The following is a 19,119-nucleotide window of genomic DNA, read 5'->3' on the forward strand; positions in this document are numbered from 1 at the left end:
TAATTTTATATATCGACGAGTTTAATACTCGTTCAAAGCCCTTTCGTCGCATTCTTCCTCTAAACGTGCGGCCAGTGTGTAGAGGCTTTCGTTGAGGTATACGTTTTCTACCACTATGCCTTCTGGTACGCTGATATTGGCACAGGCGAAATTCCATATACCTTTTACGCCTGCATTTACGACGCGGTTTATGGCACTCTGCGCTTTGTTGGCCGGAGTGCATATGGCGGCTATGCTTACGGGATGCTGTGACAAGAATATTTCAAGATCATCCATATCCATAATCTCCACATCGCGTATACGCAGGCCTATAAGTTTTGGATTCACATCGAACAATGCTTTCAATATAAAGCCGTCGCGCTCGAATTCAGCGTAATTGGCCAGCGCCTGACCAAGGTTACCGGCACCTATGATTATAAACGGATGCCGGATATCCAGGTGTAGTATGCTGCGTATCTGTTCTTTAAGATACGCAACATCATAGCCATATCCCTGATGGCCAAATTCCCCGAACCAGTGGAGGTCCTGCCTCAATTGCGACGCCTTGATGCCTAGTTGTTTCGATATCTCAGTAGATGATATCGAATGAATCGTATCAGCGGGTAGCTGCGACAGGTAACGGTAATATATGGCCAATCTCCTGAGCACCAGGCATGATATATTTTTTTTCATCCTGAGGTACGCCTCCTTTTTCTGTTAACCAAAGATATAACGGCAATGCTATGATTTTAATGTTGCCTGTTCGAGTATGTTGTATGCAACAAATGATGCGACTTTTCACTCAGCGGTTTCTCTAAAAATTCTTTGTACAATGCCTGTACGGCAGGGTTTTCATGCGATTTGCGCAGCGGCATGGCTTTGTCGACTTCGTATATAGCCTCGATACGTTGCTGGCGTATAGCATTTGTTGTTCGGTAAGGCTGGCCGCCGCCACCTATACAGCCACCTGGGCAGCACATAATCTCTATAAATTGATAATCAGCGGCCCCGTTTCTGATAAGTTCCAGCAGCTTTTTGGCATTAGCTATACCGTGGGCTACAGCTACGTTAACATTAGCACCATCCAAATCCATACTGGCCTCTTTTATTCCCTTTAAGCCGCGTCCATCAGTGAAGTCCAAAACGGGCAACGCATTGCCTGTGACAACCTCGTATACCGTGCGCAAAGCTGCTTCCATAACCCCGCCTGTGGCGCCGAATATGGCGCCGGCACCGGTCGATATGCCCAGCGGCTCGTCGAACGGTTCTTCGGGCAACGCCGCGAAGTCTATGCCGGCCTGCCTTATCATGCGAGCCAGCTCTCTCGTGGTCAGCGCAACATCGACATCTCTGACACCGCTATCGCTCATCTCAGGTCTGCCGGATTCATATTTTTTAGCCGTGCAAGGCATAATAGATACCACAAATATATCTTCGGGTTTCAAACCTATTTTTTGAGCGTAATATGTCTTGGCTACCGCTCCAAACATTTGTTGAGGCGATTTACATGTGGACAGGTGCGACAATAGATCTGGATAATATTGTTCTATAAAGTTTATCCAGCCCGGACTGCATGAGGTTATCATGGGCAGCGTACCGCCGTGTTGAAGGCGCTCAAGCAATTCATGCCCTTCCTCCATTATAGTTAGATCGGCAGCAAAATCGGTGTCGAATACATCGTCGAAACCCAATCGCCTCAATGCCGCAGCCAATTGGCCCAGCGCCACAGTGCCGGGAGGCATATCGAATTCTTCAGCTATCGACACCCTTATAGCCGGTGCCGTTTGAACGATAACGCGTTTGCTGGGGTCAAATATGGCTTGCCACACCTTATCGGTTTCATCGTTTTCATATATGGCCGCTACCGGGCAAGCGGTGGAGCACTGACCGCACAATATACATCCGGCGTCGCTTAAATATTTACCCAATCCGGACACTATCTCGCTATCGACGCCGCGATAAGCGTCAAATAGTATCCCTACCTGTTGTGTTTCCTGGCACATATCGACGCATCTGCCACATTTGACGCATTTATTTGGATTGCGTATTAAAGATGGTGTAGAGGTGTCTATCGGTTTGAGTTCAAGTATATTTTTGAATGGGTTATACTGGATATTTAATCTCTGAGCGAGGGACTGCAGCTCGCATACGCCGTTTTTTATACAGTTATTGCAGTCTTCGTCGTGGTCAGCCAGCATGAGTTGAACTATGGTCCGCCTGGCGTTCATCACATTTTTACTCCACGTTTTAACTGCCATGCCTTCGCTTACAGGTGTAGAGCATGAAGCGGCTAAGGTACGCGAACCCTCTACTTCCACCACGCATACGCGGCAGTTGCCTTTAATATTTTGATCGGGAAAGTAACAAAGCGTGGGTATATCTATGCCCACTTTTTTAGCTGCATCCAATATGGATGTATTCTCCGGAACGGTTACTTTTCGTCCGTCTATAGTTAAATTAACCATGTTCACTTTACTCCACCTCCGTTTATCGATGAGCATATGCCGGCAGGACAGCGGCCGTTTATGTGCATATCGTATTCGTCTTTGAAATACTGCAGCGTGGATACAATTGGCATAGGCGATGCCTGGCCAAGGCCGCATAATGCCGCTTGCTGCATTGTTTGTGTCAGCGACTGAAGCACGTCATAATGCGAAGGGGTAGCTGAACCTTTGCTGAAATCGTCTATAAGGTTATAGAGTTGAGGATTACCCTCGCGACAGGGCGTACACTTACCACAGGATTCGTGGGCAAAGAATTTAAGAAGGCTTTTTACTATGTCTATAACGCACCGGCTGTCGTCAAAGGCTATGATGGCGCCGGAGCCCATCGACAAACCGTTCTTTCTCATATCTGCAAAGTCGAGCTTGACGTCCAGCATGTCGGAGGGTATACAACTTCCCGAAGCGCCGCCTATCTGAATCATTTTAAGTTCGCGTTCGTCGGGTACACCTTGGCCTATATCGTGTATGATATCTTTGAGCGTTATGCCGAACGGTACCTCGAATACGCCCCTGTTGACGATATTTCCTGACAAGCATATGAGCTTCGTACCAGCGCTGCTGTCGGTACCCGCCGAACGAAAGGCCTTGCTGCCGTTTGACACAATATAGGGTATATTGACTAAGGTTTCTACATTGTTTATTAAAGTAGGCCTATCCCATAGGCCTGAGATAGGGGGGTATGGCGGTTTGTAGCGCGGCCGCCCGCTTTTACCTTCTAAAGATTCGATCAGGGCGAATTCTTCGCCGCATATATAAGCGCCGGCGCCAGAACGCACTTCGATATCGAAGTTGAAACGCTGTTTCAATATATTATCGCCCAAATAACCGATCTTTCTGGTCTGTTCAACAGCATTTTTCATTAATTCTATAGCCTGGTCGTACTCACCCCTTATATAAATATAGCCTTTTTGTGCGCCAACGGCATAGCCGGCAAGGATAATGCCTTCTACCAATTGATATGGATCACCTTCCATTAGGTAACGATCCTTGAATGTGCCTGGTTCTCCTTCGTCCGCGTTGCACACCACGTATTTCACATCGCCGGGAGTATCGTGGACCATCTGCATCTTGAGGCCGGTTGGGAAAGCAGCTCCACCGCGGCCAAGCAAACCGGATGCCTTGACTTCATCTATGATATCCTGCGGCTTCATAGTCAAAAGCGCCTTAACCAGCGCTTTGTAACCGCCGGTGCTTATATATTCGGATATATCGCTTGGATCGATGTTGCCGCAACGCTGTGTCAAACGTTTTACTGTAAGATCGGACATATACTATCGCCTCCTAAGATCGCTCAGTATGGATTTTATTTTTTCGCTATCGAGATCGCCGTATAATTCCCCGGCTATCCTGGCTGCAGGAGCATGTGAACAACATCCTAGACAACTGCTGTATTCAAGCGTAAACAGGCCGTCCGAGGTGGTTTGCCCCATATCTATACCCAATATGTGGCGAAAATCATCGATCACATTATAAGCACCATTGACTATACATGGAGCATTATCGCATATCTGTACTATATATTTTCCCCTGGGTTGTAAAGAAAAAAAGCTGTAAAATGTGGCCACGCTGTATACGCGACTTTCCGGTATACCGAGCAATTTCGATACTTGTTTTAGGTCATCTTCGCTCAAATAATGCTTATCGTTGCTGTTTTGGATATCCAGCAATATCGGCATAAGCTTATCCTCAGCGATACCATGGCGATTCACTATTTCTTCTACCATAAAGCCATCTCCCTCAATAAAAATCATTCTACTTATATTAGGAGCAAAGAATATGCCAACTAGATGGGTAGAATGATAGATATAAATTTAACGAATCTTTGGGCATAATAGGGCAATGATTGTTAAAAAAGGTTATGAAACCATATTTATCTTTAATGCATATGCGCATTGTATAGGACAGATAGACTGTATTATTGTTAAAAAAGTAGCAAATTAAAGCGATGTAGAAATACATCGCTTTAATGCATATTTGCATTAGTTTTGGTATTTTTTGAGCTTGCGCACTATGGTGGATTGGTCAATATCCAGGCACTCGGCCATTTTATAGGTGCTTTTATAGCGTTTATGAGCCATCTGCAGTAATTGGCGCTCAACTTCTTCGACAGCTTCTTTGATAGGCATTATGTCGTTTACTTTTACAGTGGATCGTGCGGATGGTTGTTCTCCGATGCAAGTCCATATGTCTTCTGAGGTTATTATATCGCCCTTAGTGGTCACCATCAGCCGTTCTATGATATTCTCCAGCTCGCGCACGTTGCCCGGCCAATCATATTCATTGAGGGCTGCATATGCGTCTATGGAAAGTTGTTTATCGATATTGTATTTGTCGCTGAACTGCTTGACAAAATATTGGGCCAATGGCACTATATCTTCTATACGTTCACGCAGCGGGGGTATGGTTATGGGTACCACGTTTATTCTATAATAGAGGTCGGCCCTGAACGTACCTTGTTTTACCATGGTCGCTAGGTCCTTGTTGGTGGCCGCTATTATCCGAACATCTACATCTAATGGTTTGATGCCGCCTATACGCGTTATTTTTTTCTCTTGGATGGCTTGCAATAGTTTTACCTGCATGGCCATAGGCAGCTCGGCTATCTCGTCCAGAAACAATATGCCATGGTCGGCCGCTTCAAAGAGCCCTTGTTTACCGTCGCGCTTGGCTCCTGTAAACGCACCGGTTTCGTAGCCGAATAATTCGGACTCTATGAGCGTCTCGGGTATGGCACCGCAGTTTATCTTTACAAAAGGGCCATTCTTTCGTGAGCCGGTATTGTGTATGAAATGGGCTATTATATCCTTTCCTACACCGGTTTCACCTAAAAGCAATACAGTGGAATCGACATCAGCCACTTCGTATGCTATATTTAAGGCTTTTATAAAAGAAGGGCTGTTACCTATAAGCGCAGGGACAGTATTTTTAACGGTATCGGCACTTGAAGAGTTATCGTTATAATTCACCCATTTGTTTTGCAGCTTATTCAGTTCGTCTATAGCCCTTATATTTACTACCACACGTGTTATCTGGCCGTTTTCATCCGATATGGGATTTGCCGTTGCTATCAACTGACGGCCGCTTTGGCATTGTTGCAGAACGGTTATACGGCGTTTCTCTTTTATAGCCAATAATGTGGCTGATGGGTATATGATCCTTTTATTCTCAAGCTCCGCGACATTATCGGGCAGTTGTTCATCCAATATACCCACTATGCGTTTCCAGGCAGAATTTGTGCGCAGTATATTTCCTTGCCCGTCAGTCATCATCATGCCATCATATGAGCATTCAACCAAGCCGTTTAGCTCGTTGTTTAATGAGGATATCTCATTTAATTTATCCGATAATTGGCTTAGTAAGGCGTTCTTTCGGTTTATCAGGTATGGAAGGCACATCTCTATCTCAGCAATACCCTGATAAACCGCTATAGCTTTGTCGCGGCAGGAATCGTAGCCGCAGGCTCCGCAGTTTAATTCATCTGATAATGAGCATTTGCCAGTGCTGGCCAATATCTGCTGTATTTCTCGCTCGCTTGGATAAGGTAGCAAAGCTGCTTTATTTTCATAGTTTCTATATAATCTATCAGATATTTTTTTGTATATTTCTTCCAAAGTCATGTCATTGTCTGTCGGCATATCGTAGCGACTGTATTGATCTATCAATATCCCACGTTGATAAACGGGCAAAGGGCTGTCGATTTTGGGACCTTCTATGCATCCGTGACACAAAAGAGCGTCTATAAAGTATGCTCCGAAAGAATTGAAGTTTTTTACTAATCCTAATATATTCTCTTTACTATCTATAGCCATTTGACCGTGTGCCGGTTTTATATTTTTGCTAAAACCGCTGGGCAGCGGTAAAAGACGCCCTTTAGATACGGCAGGGCTATCCCATGCCTCTTCATGGCATGTAGAAATGTTTATATTACGATCATTGAACATTTGTTTGAGCTCATCAAAGGTTAAAACATCATCTATTGTGCCGTCGAATTCAAGGCGGTGAATCTCGTCCTTTTTAGCTATACACGGACCTATGAATACGATCCTCACGTTATTTTTATGCCTTAATGCATAGCGTATCATCATGCCAGTGGCTATCATAGGCGATACAATCGGGCTAAGATATGGTATGAGCGCAGGATAATGCCTTTCTATAAGGTTTACCAAAGCTGGACAGGCAGTGTTTATATAGGTACCTTGCTTATGCTGCGATAGAAATGCTTGGGTATGCCTTGCTACTATTTCGGCACCGGCTGCTACCTCCCATACTTCAGCAAAACCCAGCTTTTTGGTGGCTGCTACTACCTGTAATGGTGTGGCCGGATAAAACGATGCTATAAAAGATGGCGCAAGGCATGCCACGGTATAATATCTGCTATTCAGAAAACCAGAAGTGTTTTCTATGCCGCTTATGACCTTTTTGGCGTTTTGGCTGCAATGTTTTATACAATTGCCGCACTGTATGCATCTTGTTTGAATTATTTCGGCCTGTCCGTCTTTGATCCTGACAGCTTTGACCGGACAGTTTCTAACACACGAATAACATTGCCGGCATTTGTTAGGTTCCGTCCTTACTATTTCTAATCCCATGAGTACCCCTTCCTTCACAGGCACATATTGTCGAAATTTTAACGAGTTGCTATATATAATTTCTTGTTAAAATTATATCACTAATAATATGTAAATGCTATAATATTAACGATTATTTCAATGTGTCAATAGTCAGCGAAAATGTCATAGTAAATGGCTGATATTTATTCAACGAAAATTTCATAGCGATGTATGGATTTACTATAATTGGAACATTAAATATAGATTATATTACAGTAAGCTGGTTATATAACTTTAGCAACTTACATTAATATGATATGAGAACATATATTACCACCAGATGAGCAAAAAAGATAATACTATCTTAAGGCTTACTGCTTTGCTAAATTCTAGCTGCTCCATTCCCGTGCGTCAAGGGTAAAATAAACAAGCTCCGCTTGCCCTTGACGCACGTTCATTTCGCAGCTATTATATAATTAGGCTGTAAGCCTTAATACTGGCTAGTGCCAGGCGCGTGAGGAATTATACAGAGCCTCTAAAATCTCTCTGTCTGATTCCTCATACCAATATGATGGCGCCTTCTGCCAACCTTGTTTCCAAGGATGAGTGGGAGAAGGCTTATAAGGCTTAGCTGTGCTCGATGAACTTGCCTTATTAGCTTTCTGAGCTTTCTTAGGCGGTTCATCGAGCTTTTTCACAGCATATATATTATTGCCATACTGCACCCGTATACCTATCCTAGGGCTGGTAAGAACCGTTATCTTAGCTCTAGGAACGATAGGTGCAACGGTTTTGCCATCATCACATACAACTTGATAATATTGGCTGTGTAGAGAAAATACGCCGCCATTATCAACTTTTCTAGATAACTTAACACAAAGTATATTATCTAAGTCGATATCCGGCGGTAATTCTCTAAAAGCAGGCTCGGGATCTTGAGGCTCTATGGCGAACCTTTTATTATATCTCTCCAGGAACTTAGGCAAAAACTCATTGGCCTTTTCCATAGAATCAATGCCATAAATCCTCAATTCTGCCCTGAGCCTATCCTGCAAAGTATTCCATAGCCTCTCTACGCGGCCCTTAGCCTGAGGGGACCTGGCATTAATGATAGATATACCCAATGTACTCATAGCCATTTGGAACTGGGTTTCATTTACCACTTTACCCTCAAGCTGCTCCTCGATAGAGATTTTACCCTTATTAGGAGAAGCAAATATAGTATGCTTATCGGCATATAGAGATATAGGGATACCATATTGGCCAATGATGGTACGCATGAGCTCAAAATAGCCATTCATGCACTCGTTTTCAGTAAAATAGAGCGCGAGGACCTGACCGGTGGCATCGTCTATGGCACCGTGGAGAGCCATATTACCTACAGAAGGAATCCATTCAAAAGAGGTGCAATCGATTTGCACCAACATGCCAGCCTGAGGCATACGTTCCCTTCTAGCATGAATCTTACGAGGGCGTCTATGCTTTCTAGGGCTTTGAATACCGGCATTATCAAGGATTCTATAAACCGAGGAATTACTAAGAATAATACCCTTATCATCCTCAAGCAAATCTCTAAAATGAGAGAAATTCGTATCAAAATACTTTTCCTTCCTCAAAGTGAGGATATGGTTTACTAGCTCATCGCTTAAAGCATTAGCAGGTTTACGGCCTCTGTTCTTATGAATAACGAAAGACGCACCTTGTTCTTTAACCCCCTTCTTAAGTCTAAATATTTGACGAACACTGAGGTCTAAAACCTGCGCAGCTTCACTTGCGGTTAACGTCCCATCGATGACTTTATTAATAACAACAAGTTTTTGCATTTCGCTCTCTGTCATACAATACTGTTCCTCTCTCCTCATAATGACATTATCGCAGAATAATTTTACTATGACAATATCATAGAATAATAACAAACGATTATTTCAATGTTGACATAACCGATAGAGAATGTTATAATTGGCTAAATTAAATATGTGGCTCTTATCCAGAGAGGTGGAGGGACTGGCCCGATGAAGCCCGGCAACCAACATCGGAATGAGTTGTATGGTGCCAATTCCTGCAGGTGCGATGTGCCTGGCAGATAAGAGAGGAAAATATAAAAACCTCTTCTGTTTGCGCAGGGGAGGTTTTTATTATCTGGATGTTTAGAGTCGCGAAGCATATAGGAAGGGGAGTATTTTATGTCAGATAAAAAATGGGGCTTTAATACGTTGGCGCTGCATGCCGGACAACAACCGGATCCGGTTACGGGAGCGATGGCTGTGCCGATATATCAGACTACGTCGTATGTTTTTAAGGATTCGGATCATGCAGCCAGGTTGTTCTCATTGGAGGAGTCGGGAAATATTTATACGCGCATGATGAATCCCACCACAGATGTATTCGAAAAACGCATGGCCGCGCTGGAGGGGGGTATCGGAGCTTTAGCATTAGCATCGGGTTCAGCGGCCATTACCATGGCTATAATGAATATAGCTAGTAACGGCGATGAGGTAGTGTCTGCCAGTACGCTGTATGGCGGTACATATAATCTATTCGCTTCTACGCTTCCCAGATATGGGATAAAGGTTCGGTTTGTGGATTCTGATGATCCTGAAAACTTCAGAAAGGCTGTCAACGAGCATACCAAAGCGTTCTTTGCGGAGACACTGGGGAATCCTAATATAAATGTGCTGGATATAGAGGCTGTGGCCAAGATAGCCCACGAAGTGGGAGTACCTCTTATAGTAGATAATACTTTTGCTTCACCGTATTTGTGTAGGCCGATCGAATTTGGCGCCGATATAGTCGTGCATTCGGCAACTAAATATATAGGCGGGCACGGTACGTCCATAGGCGGCATAATAGTAGATTCGGGAAATTTCAATTGGGACAACGGGCGATTCCCAAATTTAGTAGAACCGGATGAAAGCTATCATGGTATAAGCTATGTAAAAGATATAGGTGCAGCAGCTTATATAACAAAAGCCCGCGTTCAGCTCCTCAGGGATATGGGGTCGTGCATAAGCCCGTTTAATTCCTTTTTAATGCTGCAAGGCCTGGAGACGTTGCCATTGCGTATGGAAAGGCATGTTTCCAATGCTCTAGCCGTGGCAAGTTATCTAGAGGGGAATCCGGCCGTATCATGGGTAAACTATCCTTCGCTGTCGTCCAGTAAGTATCACGCACTGGCTCAGAAATATACGCCTAAAGGAGCCGGCGCCATTTTTACATTCGGGCTAAACGGTGGCATAAAAGCAGGCAAAAGATTTATAGATAGCCTCAAACTGTTCTCATTATTGGCCAATGTAGGCGATGCTAAGTCGCTGGTTATACACCCGGCCAGCACCACTCATCAACAGCTTTCACGTGAGGAACAGCTTGCTGCCGGTGTTACCGAGGATATGGTGCGTGTATCTATAGGCATCGAAGATGTGAAAGATATTATAGAAGATCTGGATCAAGCTATAAAGGCTTCTCAAAGCATATAGTTTGGACGGGCTGTGGCTAATCGTTGCCATATATGCTATAATAATTGTTATTATAAGGTTTAGGGAGGATAGCAGCAGTTTGTATAGACAGGAATACACATTTGCATACCCGCCGGATTTGTTTGTGCTGGAAAGCGGCCAAAAGCTTGGCCCTATTACCGTGGTATATGAAACATACGGCGCTTTAAATGCCGATAAAAGCAATATAATATTGGTTGAGCATGCATTGACAGGAGATTCGCATATAGCCCGCCATTCGGAACATGATTCGAGAAAGGGGTGGTGGGAGCAGATGCTGGGCACAGGCCTCCCGCTGGATCCTGAAAAATACTTTATAATATGCGCCAACGTTTTGGGAGGGTGCCAAGGCACTACAGGACCTTCATCTATCAGTCCCGCTACCGGTAGGCCATATGGCATGCGCTTTCCCGTAATTACTATTCGTGATATGGTAAGGGTACAGAAAAAGCTTTTGGAGTATATGGGCATAGAGCATGTTATGGCCGTAATAGGCGGTTCAATGGGTGGTATGCAGGCGCTGGAGTGGGCTGTATTATATCCTGATTTTATTGACGGTATTTTCCCTATAGCCACTCCGGGCAAACTTTATCCGCAAGCCATAGGGTTTAATTATATAATGCGTAGGACCATTATGTTGGATCCTAAGTGGAATAACGGCGATTATTACGAAATAGGTGAACAACCGGCTTTGGGTTTAGGCATTGCACGCATGCTGGGCATGATGACTTATCAGAGCGATGAGTCGATGAGACGAAAGTTTGGTCGAATGATAGGAAGGGGAAGGGAACGTTTCGGTATAAAGCACTTAAAAGACCCTACTATTAAGTTCGATGTGGAAACATATCTCGATTATCAAGGGGAAAAACTGGTAAGGCGTTTTGATGCTAATTCATATATTTATTTGTCGCGGGCTATGGACTTATTTGATCTGAGCATGGGATATAAAAGTATGGAAGAAGCGCTGTCGCGTATAATATGTAAGGTTAAAATCATGGGTATAAGCTCGGATATATTGTTTCCGAAACATCAGCAATTGGAACTGATAAAAAAAATGCGCGGCTTGGGGATAGATGCCACTTATGTGGAGTTAACGTCAATATACGGGCATGATTCATTCCTCATAGAATACGAAAAACTCAAGCCGATAATACAAAGGTTCTTATTGAGCCTGAGAAACAGTAAAAAGAAAAAGCTATTTTCTTTTATGTAAATGGCGGAAAGGACAGAACAATTTTTAATGTTAGGCAATACCAAAGATTTATTGAAAAGCACATATAAGTTAAGCGAACGCATATTCGCGCTATGTCAACAGGCTGAGGATGATATAGCATGTTTATTTAAAAATATAGGCGAGATCCGAGCTTATAACCAGTATAAGGTTATAGATGCCATGCAGCGTGAAAGGGTAGGGGAGAGATTTTTCGCGGCTACCAGCGGCTATGGTTATGATGATCAAGGCAGGGATACGCTGGAGCGAATATATGCTCGTATCTTTGAAACGGAGGATGCAATTGTGCGTCCGCAGATAGCGTCGGGTACACATGCTATATCGCTGTGCCTATATGGATTGCTTAGGCCGGGGGATACGATGCTTTCTATAACCGGTCGTCCTTATGACACACTGCAGGAGGTCATAGGTATAAACGGCATGGGCCCCGGTTCGCTTAAAGAGTGGGGCATATTATATGAAGAGGTAGAATTATTAGACGACGGCTCATTTGACACTGAAGGGATAAAAAGAGCTATAATCGATCATACACCTAAAGTTATAGCTATACAGCGCTCACGCGGCTATCAATGGCGAAAATCTATAGATGTAAGCACTATAGGAAGTGTTATACAATTTATGCGTGATTTGGGGTGTAATGCTGCTATAGTAGTAGATAACTGCTATGGAGAATTTACTGAACTTTTGGAACCAACGCAGGTGGGTGCTGATATAGCTGCCGGCTCTCTCATAAAAAATCCCGGCGGCGGTATAGCGCCAACAGGAGGGTATATCGTCGGCAAAAGCGATATGATAGGGCGTATAGCATATAGCCTTACGGCTCCGGGCATAGGCAAAGAGGTGGGTTCATACGCCGGCGGATACCGAAATTTCTATCAGGGGCTTTTTATGGCGCCGCATGTCGTGGGCGAGGCATTAAAGGGTGCCATACTGGCCGGCCGCATATTTGAATTATTGGAATACGGCGTTTTTCCTTCCAGCAATGATCGACGCACCGATATCATACAGTCCATCCGTTTTGAAGAGGCTGACAAGCTCAAGGCCTTTTGCAGAGGCATACAGAAAGCAGGGCCAGTGGATAGTTTCGTTGTACCCGAACCATGGGATATGCCTGGATATGAACATCAGGTTATAATGGCAGCCGGCACTTTTGTGCAGGGGGCATCTATAGAACTCAGCGCCGACGGCCCCATGCGGCCGCCGTATATAGGCCATTTACAAGGCGGTCTTACTTACGATCATGTAAAATTAGGACTCATGCTTGCATTAAAAGAGATGGGAATATAAGTAAATACAATATAACTTGACATAGTAAGGAAGTGGTGTTATAGTAGCTATAGGTACCTTACACGGGTATAGTATAATAAGGCGATGTATCGAATGCTGGGAGGTGAAAAAGATGGCCAAAGATCCAGTGTGCGGCATGATGGTGGATGAAAAGAAAGCAGCCGCCACTTCTATATACAATGGTGTTACTTATTATTTTTGCTCCAAACATTGCAAAATGGAGTTCGACGAGAACCCTACTAAATACATTGATGCATCGGACAATAAATAAGACCGATGATATTGATCGATATAAGAGAGGCATGCCACTACCTTATATCGGTCATTTTTTTTGCTGTGTCACCTTTAATTGTTCCTATTCATATATTGATAATAAGGCTTTTAAGGAGGTGGCATCATGGTGACAAGGCGTTTGAGTGATAATGAACTCCTGATAATACAAAAGGTGGAACGTAGAGAGATAACGCCATCCGACGCCATTAGGTATATTTATGGACGTGAGCAGTATACATACGATATAAATAGTTTGGAAATAGCAGAAGCCAAAAAGGAGCTTTTTTCACTTATAGGACTAGAGAATATAAAAAAATTAGTGGAAGAGCTCCAGGCTTATATAAATATACAGCAACGACGTAAAATGGAGGGTATGGCACATGATGCCATGACTTTACATATGATATTCAAAGGCAATCCGGGTACAGGCAAGACCATCGTAGCGCGGCTATTGGGTAAAATGCTGCATGGAATGGGCATATTGAGGGTAGGGCATATCATCGAAGTTGAAAGAGCTGATTTAGTTGGGGAATATATAGGTCATACCGCCCAGAAGGTAAGGGAACAAGTTAAAAAAGCATCGGGGGGTGTATTATTCATAGATGAGGCTTATTCTTTGGCCAGGGGAGGGGAGAGGGATTTTGGTAAAGAAGCCATCGATACCCTGGTTAAGGAAATGGAAGACAATAAAGATGATCTCATAGTCATTTTAGCCGGTTATAAAGATGAGATGGATTATTTTATTCGCATGAACCCGGGCCTGCGGTCGCGATTCCCCATACAAATGGAATTCAAGGATTATACTTTAGATGAGCTGGTTCAGATAGCCGAGCTCATGTTCGCTAAACGCCAATACAGTCTGTCGCTCGACGGCCGAAATAAGCTGTATTTGTTGCTTGCTAAAAAAAGATCAAATGACGACCAAAGGTTAGGCAATGCGAGGTTGGTAAGGAACCTAGTTGAAAACGCCATAAGAAAGCAGGCAGTCAGGTTGCACAAACAGAGCCGCATAAGCAAGAATGATCTGATAATTATCCGCAAGGAAGATATAGAGGAAGTTGATATGTGGTCATGAAAACCTGCGTTTTGATAGGCAAACCTAATGTGGGTAAAACGCTTTTATTGCTTAATTTAGCCAAATTTCTGGGCAATAAGACTATAAAACTGCATTTTATTAACGCTGACGGCAATAGCATGGCAAAGGTTTATGACATAGAGGTGGCCAAGCATTATCTATGCAACCGGCAGCCTTTTAGCACTATGGGCATTCAATGGGCAAGAATAAATGTCGGTCGTCAATACATAGAACTGGTAGATACCACTGGCTTGACAAACGATATGCCCGAAGCTATAGATTTGCGCTCGGCCATGGCGCAAACTATCATCTTTATAAAAAACGCGTCTATATTACTACACGTCGTCGACGCTAGCGCGCTATCCTCACAAACATTACCTATCGACGACATAGATACAGTGCTCTCCGATACTTTCGGCCGCAATGATAATTATTTAATGCTGGTTAATAAAATTGATATGATGGACCGAACCGACGGCCTTTCGAACAAAGTTACACAAGCTTTTAACGTCAGCGACGATAAAATCATATATGTTTCAGCATTAAATAAAACCGGCTTTAACGGGATAATAAACCGTATAAATGAATAAAAGAGGAATGGAGAAATATTTCGTTTGAATAATAATTCAAATTATGATAAAATGAATTATCATAATTTGTTATCGAAACAACTGGAACCAAGGAAAGCAGAACAATGTCAAATTTAAAAAAAGGGGATTTAATTGAAAATCAAAAGCGTACATATTTTGGTTTCGTTATTTGTTGCTTTAGGCTTTTTGGGAGCTTGTCAGACTGAAAACGAAAATCCTATTACCAATCCGACAAGTACAATGACCCCTGTAGAAGTCGTTGAACAGCATTTTGAAGCTGAAAAAACAAATAATATGGATGCCTGGTTAGCCACTATGACGGAAGAAAGAAGAGAAGGTTTCACGGATCCTGATCTATTTAAATACCTTAAAAGCCTTAAGATAAATCAAATATATGAATTATCTGGCGACGAATTAAAAGATAGGTTGAAGCACATTTTGAATAGTGAAAAAGCGAAGGAGATGAATTTGAGCGCTGATAATGTCGCAATCGTTAACGTAAATTTTACTGCTGAATATGATCCCACGAAGAGTCCTTTTAGCGGGACATTCGAATGGACGTATATATTACTTAGAAAAAATAACGATTCCCCATGGCTAATTCAAGATTGGGGAGAAGGATACGGCGGTATATAAATATAATAAATTATACATTTCTCCACTCGTCAACTCCAATTATACAAAATGTTCATTTTGTATAATTGATGGGAGAAAATATAAAAATCATCTCCTAATTACCGCTGATAATTTTATGTGTGTCCAGCAAACTATAAGCGCTTATTAATAAACGCTTATAGTCTCCTTAGCACAGCTATGACTTTGCCGAGTATTTTTACATCTTTCACTATAATAGGTTGCATGAAGGGATTCTCGGGCTGCAACCTTATGTGATCCTCTTCTTTGTAAAAGCGTTTTACGGTGGCATCATCGTCTATAAGGGCTACCACTATATCGCCGTTTTGTGCAGTCTCCTGCTTGCGTACGACTATATAGTCATTATCCAATATACCTGCTTCGTACATGCTGTCGCCTTTAACTCTGAGCATAAAAGCTTCACTGTTCTGAATAAAGTCCAGCGGCAATGGGAAATATTCTTCTATGTTCTCTTGGGCCAATATCGGTTGACCGGCTGCTACGCGTCCTAGTACAGGTATATTTGCCAATTCTACTTTTGAAATATTTTCATCGTCGCTCGGCTCACCGTATATCACTTCCATGGCTCTCGGTTTTGTGGGATCACGTTTTATAGCTCCTTTGGCCTCCAAACGTTTCAAATAGCCGTGTACTGTAGAAGTAGAACTTAGTCCAACGGCATCGCCTATCTCCCGTATAGAAGGCGGATATCCTCTCTCTTCGGTTATACTTTTTATAAAGTCCAGTATTTGTTTTTGCTTAACAGTCAAATCTATAGGCATATTTAATAACACTCTCCGTATATATTAATTATGGTTCAATTATAACACGAAATAAAAAATATTGCAAAAGAATGTTCGCATATAGCTTGACAACGAATGTTTGTTCGTGTTAATATATATACAGAACATTTGTTCGCACACTTGAATGCTAAACGCTATCAAAGCTAAATACAGAAGGAGGCAACTAAGCCTTATGTGCTTAAATATGATGAAAAAGAGTTTATACATAGCGGCAATAGTTATAGGCATACTGCTACTGACCATTATCCCCTCTTTGCCCGAGCGTACATCGGCGCAAAATGAGAAGAACTATCAATTGGTATATGTGGAGACAGGCGACTCGCTTTGGTCTTTAGCCAAGAGATATGTTCCTAAAGACAAAGAAATACGCAAATTTATATACGAGATAAGGCAATTAAACGATATAGATCCATCTAAACTGCGGCCCGGCGAATTGTTGAAGATACCTGTGCCTTAATTGGGGTTACTTATCATGCTCTGTTTCCTGCGATAATGGGTTACTATTTACGGCATGACGTACCATATCATTATCGACATGGGTATATATCTGGGTAGTAGATATATTTTCATGGCCCAGAAGTTGCTGCAGCGTCCTTATGTCTATATCACCGTATTTATACATTAGTGTGGCCGCTGTGTGGCGTAGCTTATGCGTAGAATATTTGGTACTGTCCAGACCTGCATTTGATATGTATTTTTTAACTATATACTGAACCGTTTTAGGGCTTATTCGTTTTTTCAATTTACTTAAAAACAGTGCCTCCCTATCCTTTACCCCATCATGCGGCCGCGTTTTTAAATAAGTTTCTATAGCATTTAGGCATGCTTCATTGAGATAAACTGTGCGTTCTTTATTACCTTTACCTATCACACGCAAGGTATCTTCTTTGATATCGCCTATATTTATACCGACCAGCTCTGACAAACGCAGTCCACAGTTTAGAAATAATGTAAGTATAGCGTAATCCCGCTCCTTAAAAGGCCCGTCTACCGAAGCTAACAATTCCCGGCTTTCCTCTAAAGAAAGATATACAGGATTTCGAGAGCCCACTTTAGGGCTTTCCAATTCAATAGCCGGATTTACAGATAAAAGTTTAGCCTTATTAGTAAGATACTTAAAAAACGTGCGTATACTAGCCACCTTACGCGCTCTGCTACGTGCATTGTTATGCTTCTGGTTTGAGAGAAATGATATATAAGCGTAGAGATCGCTTAGTTGCACGCTTTTCACGATGGATAAATCTATATCTCGGATGTCTATAGATCTTATATCCTCGCTTTCATCTACCATACCGCGCCTTATTTTTAAAAAACGGAAGAATGTACGCAGGTCATAAAAGTACTCCTTTACCGTATTAGGGGATTTACCCTGGACATTTTCCAAATATATAAGAAAATCGTTTATTATATCAGGCGTATCATTTATCTGCATCCTATACCCCATCTTCCATTACAAAATACAATTTACCTTATAGCGTTTTTAGCGAGTTCATCGCATCTGTTGTTATATTCGTTATCGCTATGCCCTTTTACTTTTACCCATTTAATCTCGTGCATTTTAGTTAACTCTACAAGCCTTTCCCATAAATCTTTATTTTCAACGGGATCACCGCTTATAGTTTTCCATCCGTTTCTCATCCATTTGTTGACCCAGTGCTGATTAAAGGCATTGATCAAATATGCACTGTCGGAGTATAGCTCTACGTAGCACGGTTCCTTCAGTGCTTCCAAGGCCTTTATCGCTGCTGTCAGTTCCATACGGTTGTTCGTAGTCAGAGGTTCTCCGCCATATATTTCTTTTACACAACCTTTGTAATCTAATATGGCGGCCCATCCGCCCGGTCCGGGGTTGTTTGTACAAGCACCATCGGTATATATAGTTACTTTTTTCAATAGTTCTACTTCTCCATATATCTTGATTTTTCAGCGCATGCTTTAACGGCTCGCATTACTATGCCGCGAAATCCACCCTGTTCCAATGCATATATGGCATCTATAGTGGTTCCCGCCGGTGAAGATACCATATCCTTAAGTTTACCTGGATGTTCTCCGGTTTCCAATACCATAGCCGCAGAACCAAGCAATGTTTGGGCTGCTAATGTATACGCCTTATTCCTTGGCAAGCCCTCCATGACACCGGCATCAGCAAGTGCTTCTATAAACATAAAAGCATAAGCTGGGCCGCTGCCGCTTATAGCAGTTACAGCATCCATTAGCTTCTCTTCAATTATATCGACCTTGCCTAAGGCGGCAAATATCGTCTCCACTTTCTTCGCTGTACTTTCATCTATATTTGATGGCACAGCTATGGCAGACATGCCCATGCCTATGAGCGCTGGAGTATTAGGCATAACGCGTACAACCTTTATGTCTCTATCAAAAAAGCTTTTTATGTACTTTATGGATATACCAGCAGCTATAGATACCACTATGGTATCGAGTGCTATAACATCCCTCAATTGCTTTAATACCGGTTCATAAACACCAGGTTTTATGGCAAGTATTATTATATGGGCCGATTCAGCTAATGCCTTATTATTCTTAGTTATATCAACACCCAATCCTTGCAAAGGAACTAGTTTGTTATCATCGATATCGCTGACTATTATGTCGTTCGGTTGTACCAATTCGGCTTTCAATATGCCTTTTATTATAGCCGTTGCCATATTGCCAGCTCCTATAAGACCTATTTTATACACGACT

18 protein-coding genes and 1 riboswitch are annotated in these 19,119 nt (G+C 42.6%); of the genes, 8 read left to right on the forward strand and 10 right to left on the reverse strand.

What is annotated here, in order from left to right:
- Positions 1-21 precede the first annotated feature (21 nt).
- The 6 genes from MAHAU_RS06880 to MAHAU_RS06905 form a co-directional block, all read right to left on the reverse strand.
- Positions 22-672 carry a redox-sensing transcriptional repressor Rex gene (locus tag MAHAU_RS06880; RefSeq protein ID WP_013781003.1) on the reverse strand — a complete coding sequence of 217 codons (651 nt, stop codon included), beginning with the start codon at positions 670-672 and terminating at the stop codon, positions 22-24.
- 56 nt (positions 673-728) lie between these two features.
- Positions 729-2,450 carry an NADH-dependent [FeFe] hydrogenase, group A6 gene (locus MAHAU_RS06885; RefSeq protein ID WP_013781004.1) on the reverse strand — a complete coding sequence of 574 codons (1,722 nt, stop codon included), beginning with the start codon at positions 2,448-2,450 and terminating at the stop codon, positions 729-731.
- Complete coding sequence (locus tag MAHAU_RS06890) at positions 2,447-3,751, reverse strand: complex I 51 kDa subunit family protein (protein WP_013781005.1); 1,305 nt, start codon at positions 3,749-3,751, stop codon at positions 2,447-2,449. The genes MAHAU_RS06885 and MAHAU_RS06890 overlap by 4 nt, the downstream gene beginning before the upstream one ends.
- A 3-nt stretch (positions 3,752-3,754) precedes the next feature.
- The gene (locus MAHAU_RS06895) at positions 3,755-4,207 is read right to left on the reverse strand and encodes an NADH-quinone oxidoreductase subunit NuoE family protein (protein ID WP_013781006.1); all 453 of its coding nucleotides are present in this window, start codon (positions 4,205-4,207) and stop codon (positions 3,755-3,757) included.
- 255 nt (positions 4,208-4,462) lie between these two features.
- On the reverse strand, positions 4,463-7,072 hold the full coding sequence (locus MAHAU_RS15000) for a sigma 54-interacting transcriptional regulator (protein ID WP_013781007.1): 2,610 nt from the start codon (positions 7,070-7,072) through the stop codon (positions 4,463-4,465).
- Between the two features lie 461 nt (positions 7,073-7,533).
- On the reverse strand, positions 7,534-8,871 hold the full coding sequence (locus MAHAU_RS06905) for an ISNCY family transposase (protein WP_013779793.1): 1,338 nt from the start codon (positions 8,869-8,871) through the stop codon (positions 7,534-7,536).
- Positions 8,872-9,013: 142 nt separating this feature from the next.
- Positions 9,014-9,123, forward strand: a riboswitch (SAM riboswitch).
- Positions 9,124-9,216: 93 nt separating this feature from the next.
- On the opposite strand from MAHAU_RS06905, the gene MAHAU_RS06910 reads away from it, so the two are divergent.
- The 7 genes from MAHAU_RS06910 to MAHAU_RS06935 all read left to right on the forward strand — a co-directional run bounded on the left by MAHAU_RS06910 (position 9,217) and on the right by MAHAU_RS06935 (position 15,616).
- On the forward strand, positions 9,217-10,506 hold the full coding sequence (locus tag MAHAU_RS06910) for a homocysteine synthase (RefSeq protein ID WP_013781008.1): 1,290 nt from the start codon (positions 9,217-9,219) through the stop codon (positions 10,504-10,506).
- A 79-nt stretch (positions 10,507-10,585) separates the two neighbouring features.
- Positions 10,586-11,737: a homoserine O-acetyltransferase MetX gene (gene metX / locus MAHAU_RS06915; RefSeq protein ID WP_013781009.1), complete on the forward strand. Its 1,152-nt coding sequence runs from the start codon at positions 10,586-10,588 to the stop codon at positions 11,735-11,737.
- A gap of 27 nt (positions 11,738-11,764) precedes the next feature.
- Positions 11,765-13,042 (forward strand): methionine gamma-lyase family protein, encoded by a 1,278-nt coding sequence (locus MAHAU_RS06920; protein WP_013781010.1) that lies wholly within the window; start codon positions 11,765-11,767, stop codon positions 13,040-13,042.
- Positions 13,043-13,154: 112 nt separating this feature from the next.
- The gene (locus MAHAU_RS15355) at positions 13,155-13,313 is read left to right on the forward strand and encodes a YHS domain-containing protein (protein ID WP_013781011.1); all 159 of its coding nucleotides are present in this window, start codon (positions 13,155-13,157) and stop codon (positions 13,311-13,313) included.
- 126 nt (positions 13,314-13,439) lie between these two features.
- Positions 13,440-14,390, forward strand: coding sequence for an AAA family ATPase (locus tag MAHAU_RS06925; RefSeq protein ID WP_013781012.1), 951 nt, complete (start codon positions 13,440-13,442; stop codon positions 14,388-14,390).
- A complete protein-coding gene (locus MAHAU_RS06930) occupies positions 14,387-14,980 on the forward strand; it encodes a GTPase domain-containing protein (RefSeq protein ID WP_041643931.1) in 594 nt (197 codons plus the stop codon). The genes MAHAU_RS06925 and MAHAU_RS06930 overlap by 4 nt, the downstream gene beginning before the upstream one ends.
- 132 nt (positions 14,981-15,112) lie before the next feature.
- Positions 15,113-15,616 (forward strand): DUF4829 domain-containing protein, encoded by a 504-nt coding sequence (locus MAHAU_RS06935; RefSeq protein WP_013781014.1) that lies wholly within the window; start codon positions 15,113-15,115, stop codon positions 15,614-15,616.
- Between the two features lie 155 nt (positions 15,617-15,771).
- On the opposite strand, the gene lexA is transcribed toward MAHAU_RS06935, so the two are convergent.
- Positions 15,772-16,395 carry a transcriptional repressor LexA gene (lexA, locus tag MAHAU_RS06940; RefSeq protein WP_013781015.1) on the reverse strand — a complete coding sequence of 208 codons (624 nt, stop codon included), beginning with the start codon at positions 16,393-16,395 and terminating at the stop codon, positions 15,772-15,774.
- A gap of 193 nt (positions 16,396-16,588) precedes the next feature.
- Here lexA and MAHAU_RS06945 point away from each other — a divergent pair, with 193 nt between their 5' ends.
- The gene (locus MAHAU_RS06945; protein ID WP_013781016.1) at positions 16,589-16,873 is read left to right on the forward strand and encodes a LysM peptidoglycan-binding domain-containing protein; all 285 of its coding nucleotides are present in this window, start codon (positions 16,589-16,591) and stop codon (positions 16,871-16,873) included.
- Positions 16,874-16,879: 6 nt separating this feature from the next.
- On the opposite strand, the gene MAHAU_RS06950 is transcribed toward MAHAU_RS06945, so the two are convergent.
- The 3 genes from MAHAU_RS06950 to proC are packed head-to-tail and all read right to left on the reverse strand — an operon-like array spanning position 16,880 to position 19,115.
- On the reverse strand, positions 16,880-17,848 hold the full coding sequence (locus MAHAU_RS06950; RefSeq protein WP_013781017.1) for a tyrosine recombinase XerC: 969 nt from the start codon (positions 17,846-17,848) through the stop codon (positions 16,880-16,882).
- Between the two features lie 32 nt (positions 17,849-17,880).
- Entirely contained in the window at positions 17,881-18,309 is a 429-nt protein-coding gene (gene rnhA / locus MAHAU_RS06955) for a ribonuclease HI (RefSeq protein ID WP_013781018.1), read from the reverse strand.
- Positions 18,310-18,314: 5 nt separating this feature from the next.
- A complete protein-coding gene (gene proC / locus MAHAU_RS06960) occupies positions 18,315-19,115 on the reverse strand; it encodes a pyrroline-5-carboxylate reductase (protein ID WP_013781019.1) in 801 nt (266 codons plus the stop codon).
- Positions 19,116-19,119 lie beyond the last annotated feature (4 nt).

The sequence above is a fragment of the Mahella australiensis 50-1 BON genome, from assembly GCF_000213255.1.
Lineage (GTDB): Bacteria > Bacillota > Clostridia > Mahellales > Mahellaceae > Mahella > Mahella australiensis.